Here is a 6819-nt window from a genome sequence, read left to right on the forward strand (position 1 = left end):
TTGGTGTTGTCTGTCTCTCTTTATTTTAACTCTAAGCCTGCATTTGGTCAGACACATCACAGCCAAATCAGGCATTTCTCTTCACTTGTGTCCCTATTCACCACAACGTCTCGACGTTTAATCCATACTTCTTTCAGCAGAATACGGACATTGCAATCGATGTAACGAGATCAAGCTCATGATGGATCATGTAACCATAAAAAAACCGCTCTATATTCCCTATGCAGCTCATTCACTTTTAGAACTGCCGTTGTTGAATAAAGGAGCTGCATTTTCAATACAAGAACGCAATACCTTCAATTTACACGGCCTAATTCCACACGTGATCGAAACCATTGAGGAACAAAGTCGCCGCTCCTATCAGCAGTATTTATCTTTTAATGATGACATCAACAAACATATCTATTTACGCAATATCCAAGATACCAACGAAACTCTGTTTTACTATCTGCTCAAACATCACTTAAGTGAAATGATGCCGATCATTTACACCCCAACTGTGGGTGAGGCCTGCCAACGTTTTTCCGATATTTATCGCCGACATCGTGGCATTTTTATTTCCTACCCAGATCGCGCGCATATTGATGAAATTCTACACAACGTGAACCGTAAAAATGTCAAAGTTATCGTGATGACTGATGGAGAGCGAATCTTAGGTCTAGGTGATCAAGGCATTGGCGGCATGGGGATTCCCATTGGTAAACTGTCGCTCTATACCGCCTGTGGCGGCATCAGTCCAGCCTATACTTTGCCTATTACGCTGGATGTTGGGACCAATAACCAACAGTTACGCAACGATCCGCTGTATTTGGGTTGGAACCACCACCGTATTAGTGGCGATGAATACAATCAATTTATCGATGATGTGATTCGTGCCATTCAACGACGCTGGCCGAAGGCCCTGATTCAGTTTGAAGATTTTGCTCAGCAAAATGCCATGCCTTTACTAACCACCTACCGTGAACAAATCTGTTGTTTTAATGATGATATTCAAGGTACGGCGGCTGTAGCGTTAGCTAGCCTTATTGCAGCATCTCATGTGGTGAAAAAGCAGGTCAAAGATCAAACGATTGTTATTTTAGGTGCAGGTTCAGCAGGCTGTGGTATTGCAGAACAAATTATTGCACAAATGAAAATTGAAGGGCTCAGCGACCTTGAAGCACGCTCACGTCTTTATTTGGTAGATCGCTTTGGTTTAATGACTGAACAGCAACCCAACTTACTCGATTTTCAAAGCAAGTTGGCGCAGACTTTGCGTGCCATTGAGACATGGGCAAATGTAGCGCCAGAGATTTCTCTGCTCGAAGTCATTCAGCATGCCAAACCCACAGTATTAATCGGAGTTTCAGGACAAACTGGCTTATTTAGCGAAGAGATTATTCGCGCACTGGCTGAAAACTGTGAACGCCCGATCGTCTTTCCCTTGTCCAACCCCACCTCTCAGGTCGAAGCGCTCCCCACAGATATTATTCAATGGACAGAGGGTAAAGCCTTAATCGCAACAGGCAGCCCATTTGCACCAGTACATCATCAAGGCCATATTTACCCCATTGCTCAGTGCAATAATGCTTATATTTTTCCTGGGGTTGGTCTAGGTGTCATTGCCGCAGGTGCGCAAAGCGTGACCGACCTGATGTTAATGGCCGCGAGTAATGCTTTAGCCAGATGTTCACCCATGCTGAAAAACCCAGAGCATGATTTACTGCCAAGTATTGGCGCCATTCAGGACATCTCTAAAATTATCGCCTTGCAGGTGGGTCTTGCCGCGATACGGGAAGGGGTTGCCCCATTAATGGATGAAGCTAGCTTGCAAAAAGCCATTGAGGCGCATGTGTGGAAACCCGAATATCGAGATTACCGCCGAATTACCTTTTGATTAGCTTCTTACAGCATAAGAATCTCATAAACTTTTGTGCCAAAGAGAAGCTGAATAGCAGCACTAGCCATCCTATGTATAAAAAAGCACCCTGTGTTTAAAACTGAGTGCTTTTTATATCCATCTACCTAAATAGGCACGATGCTAAATATTGGCATTATTTTCCAATACAGAACGATCCAAAAATTTTCCCAAGCAAATCATCCGCACTAAAATCCCCTGTAATTTCGCCAAGGGCATTTTGCGCCAAACGGAGCGACTCTGCGACCAACTCACCTGCGTTATACACCACCAATTGTTCACGAGCTTCAGCAAGGTAAAGCTGAGTGCGTTTCATTGCGTCTAAATGGCGTGTACGCGCAATAAAGGTATCTTCTTCAGGCTGGAAGCCTGCATGCGCTGTAATCGCTTCTATGAGCGCTTGAACGCCAGTTTCTTGCTTTGCCGAAACCATAATATGACGGAAGCCGTTAAAGTCTTCGATATGCGATGTCGTTTCCATCAAATCACACTTATTACCAATCAGCATTAAACGTTTCGGTTCAATATGCTCAGCAAAATATGCTTGCGCTAACTGAAGTGGGTCTTCGCCTTGGCTTAAGTCATAAACCAAGAGCAAGAGATCAGCTTGCTCAATTTCTTTAATAGCACGACGAATCCCTTCTTTTTCTACAATATCACCAGTTTCACGTAAACCCGCGGTATCGGTTAAGGTAATGGGTAAGCCATTGAGGGTAATTTTTTCATGCAAGACATCCCGCGTCGTACCTGCAATATCCGTCACAATAGCGCGTTCAATGCCTGCTAATGCATTGAGCAGTGATGACTTACCCGCATTCGGTTTTCCTGCAATTACCACTTGTAAACCTTCACGCAGCAACTGTCCTTGACGAGCCGATTGTTGCACTTGGTTCACAGCAGCCGTAACGCCATCTAAAAGATTTAAAATTTTCCCGTCCGCAAGAAAATCAATTTCTTCTTCAGGAAAATCAATCGCAGCTTCCACATGCAAACGTAGATGAATCAATTGCTCCAACACATGATTCACTTTAGTTGAAAATGCACCTTGTAATGAACGTACCGCAGAACGTGCAGCCGCTTGAGACGTCGCATCAATCAAGTCAGCGATTGCTTCAGCCTGTACCAAATCCAGTTTGCCATTTTCAAAAGCACGCATGGAAAACTCACCGGCTTTTGCTGCAATCGCACCGAGCTCCAACAAACGCCCCAGTAAAGCATTTTGAATGACAGGGCCACCATGACCTTGCAACTCAACCACATCTTCACCAGTAAACGAGTTCGGGTTCGGAAAACAAATCGCTAAGCCCTCATCCATCACCTCGCCAGACGCATCATAAAACTGGCGAAAACCTGCAAAACGGGCTTTCGGTAAATCTTTTTGGGTCAAGGCCTGTGCAATCTCATAAGACTTGGGACCAGATAGGCGAATGACCCCCACACCACCACGCCCAGGTGGTGTTGCAATGGCAGCAATCGTGGTTCGGTTGTACATAACATTCACCTAAAAAATCTTAAAAGTCACACAATGAAAAATCCGCCTAAGATTACCATCTTAAGCGGATTTATTCAGCTTTTCGCGAAAAGTTACCTCGATTAACTCGACGCACTTTCCTTATTCAAACGGTCTTTTTCAACAGATTTGTTGATCAAGGTCTGCTGAATAATCGTGATACTGTTGTTGACAATCCAGTACAACACGAGACCCGCAGGGAAGAACAACATAAAGACTGTGAAAACAATCGGCATGATTTTGAAAACTTTCGCTTGCATTGGATCAGCCGGTTGTGGATTTAAAGACTGCTGAATGAACATCGTTGCGCCCATTAACAGCGGTAAAATAAACCACGGATCCATCGCTGACAAATCTTGAATCCAAAGTAACCATGGCGCATGACGAAGCTCAACAGACTCCATCAACACCCAGTACAGCGCAAGGAAGATTGGCATTTGTAATAACAATGGCAAACAACCCGCAAGCGGATTGACTTGTTCACGTTTATACAGTGCCATCATTTCTTGAGAGAAGCGCATACGGTCTTCACCGAACTCTTCTTTCATACGCTGCATTTCAGGTGCAATGACACGCATTTTCGCCATTGAGCGATAGCTCTTAGACGACAATGGCCAAAGAATCAATTTCACCAAGACCGTTAACAAAATAATTGCCCAGCCCCAGTTACCCACTAAACCGTGGAAGAACTCAAGACCCAAGAACAATAATTTCGCAATTGGCCATAACCAACCATAATCAACAGTTTGGTTTAACCCTGTTGCAAGCTCTTTTAACTCAGATTGAACTTTAGGACCTGAATAGAAGGTCGCGTCAATCTCAGCCACTGTACCAGCAGGCACAGTAATCGTCGGCGAAGTAAAACCAATGATATTCATATCATCCGTTGACTTACGCGACTCTAATTTCGCGACATAAGGTTGACCATTGGCTTGCGTCAATTTTAAGTCACCAGGAATCCAAGCACTCACAAAGTAGTGCTGAACCATAGCAACCCAGCCGCCTTTCGCCTCAACATTCAATTTTTCTTCATTGAAGTTAGCAAATTTAAGCTTGTTATAATGTTCTTCAGGCGAACCCCAAGCACCACCTAAGAAAGTGCCCAGCGTGAAAATACCTTGATCCGATTTGCCTGGATCATCAGAGTTGTCACGTTTGAGTTGACCAAACATTTGACCCTGCCAGTTTTGACCACTGCGGTTCACCACTTTATGGTTCACAACAACAGGATATTCACCTTGCTTAAAGGTAAAGGTTTTAATGATTTCCACACCATCAGCTGTTTTCAGTACCATCGGTACGGTTAACACTTTGATGCTTTTTCCATCTTCAGTTTGAACCGCTTTGGCATCATTCAATGTATAAGCAGATTTTTCAATCTCATACATTGGACGACCGCTACGGTTACTGTCTGGACCATTAAGACCAATTAAACCAGACTGCGCCACATAAGTACGTTTTGCATCACTTTCAAGCATGACAAATGCTTCGTTACTGTCTTTGCTCTTGTCATGGTTTAACAATTCAATACGAACAATATCACCACCTTTAGGATTAATCCAAAGATGATAAAGGTCAGTTTGTACTGAAATAAGCTGTTGATTTACAGATGCTTTTGCTTCTGTAGCTGGTTGCTGAGTCGCGATATTTGCTTGTGGCATATCAGACGCTGCTGAAGCCGTTTGAGCATTTGGCAAATCTGCAGATACTTCATGTGAAACTGCTGCAGCCTGTTGTGGCTGTGGCTGAGTCTCAGCATGTCCATAATCTTTTTGCCAAGCCAAAATGAGCAAATAAGCGACAACAAACATGGCCCCGAGAATGGCAAACCTGGCCCATTGTTGCATATCGATTACCCCAAGTGGTTAGAGTGATTTTGGTTCAAGAAACAATCACGAAAGGGTACAGCAACCAGATGCTTTTGAGAATCTATTTGCTGAAAAGAGATAAAACGAATCCTTTTGTTTGGAACAGGGTCATACCCCGATCCACCCCAAGGATGACAACGGCAAATACGTTTAGTAGCCAACCACACACCACGCACAGCACCATGTGTATGGACTGCTTCCAATGAATATTGAGAACATGTAGGGATATAACGACAACGCGGCCCAAGTAAAGGACTAATCGCAATTTGATAAAATCGAATTAACCAATGCAGTAACCGGACCATTGGCCATCTCTACTTTTGCAGGGAGGGAGCTATTTTTTGATGCTTTTTGGCAAGACGTTGTAATTTTTGCCAAGCAAATTGTAATTGCTGGTGCAACTCTGCATTAGGCACTGTTTCTATCCCCATTTTAGGCATAACCACAATATCTAAAGTTAATTGCTGTTGATGCAAGCGAAAACTTTCGCGAGCCAAACGTTTTACTCTATTTCTTTCGTGTGCACGACGCACTTTCTTTTTAGCAACAACAATACCCAAACGACTTTGAGGTTGTTCGGTCAGTTTTGCTAGAAATAAGAAATGGGGCTGATGCACTTTAAAAAGCGCACCATCGAAGACACTTTTATAATCGGCAGCACAGCGAATACGAACCTCTGTGCTGAAGCCATAAAGTGTAGTCATAACACCCAAAATCGTTTAAGCGTTAACTATTAATTAAACAGTTAAGCTGTGACGACCTTTTGCACGACGACGAGCTAATACTTGGCGACCAGCTTTAGTAGCCATACGAGCACGGAAACCATGAACGCGCTTACGCTTTAATTCAGATGGTTGGAATGTACGTTTCATATCGAAACTCCAAAAATGATCATTCAATGAAGGTTCGCGAGTTTAGTGTTCATTGCTTGAGCTGTCAATGGAAAACCGATTTTCTTGTGAAATTAAGCCTTTTTATTTGTAACAGCAGCTTGAGCTTGCTCTTTTCTCGATAACATTTAAACAACTGCACTTTTTTCTTATACACAACCTAGATTATTGTTTATTAAAGTGATATAAGTTACCAACAAGATTACCCACATAATTATCCACAAGTCTTTAAATTCACTTGCTGTGCATGTTTTTAAATTTAAATTCATTTTGGATCTCCAGTTATCCCCAGAAAACAAGTCTCTTATAAATAAATTCAAATTTATAAATTTAAATTTATTACTATTAGGGTGGCCTTTTTCTGTGGAAATGACACTTTTTTGATTATAAAACAATAAAATATGGTGTGGATAAGATTGTTTTTATAAAATTAATAGTTTGTGGATAACTTTGTGCTATATTCTATCCACAGTTTGCGGATAAACTTATCCACACCAGTATTTGAATTTAAATTTATTTTCATAAGCAGGCTTTTTGAGCAATATCTGCAGAATTTTCCATGACAGATGTGGATAACTTGGTTAGAATGGCGACCCGCTTCGGTGGGTACATAGTGTTTTTATTAATTATTGATGGAATGAATAGGGGTTTCAC

At 42.4% G+C, this 6819-nt stretch carries 6 protein-coding genes; 1 reads left to right on the forward strand and 5 read right to left on the reverse strand.

Annotated elements, in window-relative coordinates:
* Positions 1-178: 178 nt before the first annotated feature.
* On the forward strand, positions 179-1876 hold the full coding sequence (locus AC0KVP_RS16810; RefSeq protein ID WP_473338083.1) for an NAD-dependent malic enzyme: 1698 nt from the start codon (positions 179-181) through the stop codon (positions 1874-1876).
* Positions 1877-2033: 157 nt separating this feature from the next.
* Here the strand turns inward: AC0KVP_RS16810 and mnmE are convergent, their stop codons facing one another.
* From mnmE to rpmH, 5 genes are all read right to left on the reverse strand, one after another.
* Positions 2034-3389: a tRNA uridine-5-carboxymethylaminomethyl(34) synthesis GTPase MnmE gene (mnmE, locus tag AC0KVP_RS16815; RefSeq protein WP_473338086.1), complete on the reverse strand. Its 1356-nt coding sequence runs from the start codon at positions 3387-3389 to the stop codon at positions 2034-2036.
* A 101-nt stretch (positions 3390-3490) separates the two neighbouring features.
* Entirely contained in the window at positions 3491-5254 is a 1764-nt protein-coding gene (yidC, locus tag AC0KVP_RS16820) for a membrane protein insertase YidC (RefSeq protein WP_004697434.1), read from the reverse strand.
* 5 nt (positions 5255-5259) lie between these two features.
* Entirely contained in the window at positions 5260-5580 is a 321-nt protein-coding gene (yidD, locus tag AC0KVP_RS16825) for a membrane protein insertion efficiency factor YidD (protein ID WP_004977726.1), read from the reverse strand.
* 9 nt (positions 5581-5589) lie between these two features.
* Positions 5590-5979, reverse strand: a complete 390-nt coding sequence (rnpA, locus tag AC0KVP_RS16830) for a ribonuclease P protein component (RefSeq protein WP_039890852.1) — start codon at positions 5977-5979, stop codon at positions 5590-5592.
* Between the two features lie 33 nt (positions 5980-6012).
* A complete protein-coding gene (gene rpmH / locus AC0KVP_RS16835; protein ID WP_000831329.1) occupies positions 6013-6147 on the reverse strand; it encodes a 50S ribosomal protein L34 in 135 nt (44 codons plus the stop codon).
* Between the last annotated feature and the right edge of the window lie 672 nt (positions 6148-6819).

The sequence above is a fragment of the Acinetobacter sp. DL27 genome (assembly GCF_055810995.1).

Excerpts from the sequence above, each read along its gene's own strand:
- mnmE (WP_473338086.1), bottom strand. The coding sequence starts at position 3,389 with ATGTACAACCGAACCACGATTGCTGCCATTGCAACACCACCTGGGCGT.
- rpmH (WP_000831329.1), bottom strand. The coding sequence starts at position 6,147 with ATGAAACGTACATTCCAACCATCTGAATTAAAGCGTAAGCGCGTTCAT.
- rnpA (WP_039890852.1), bottom strand. The coding sequence starts at position 5,979 with ATGACTACACTTTATGGCTTCAGCACAGAGGTTCGTATTCGCTGTGCT.
- yidC (WP_004697434.1), bottom strand. The coding sequence starts at position 5,254 with ATGCAACAATGGGCCAGGTTTGCCATTCTCGGGGCCATGTTTGTTGTC.
- yidD (WP_004977726.1), bottom strand. The coding sequence starts at position 5,580 with ATGGTCCGGTTACTGCATTGGTTAATTCGATTTTATCAAATTGCGATT.
- AC0KVP_RS16810 (WP_473338083.1), top strand. The coding sequence starts at position 179 with ATGATGGATCATGTAACCATAAAAAAACCGCTCTATATTCCCTATGCA.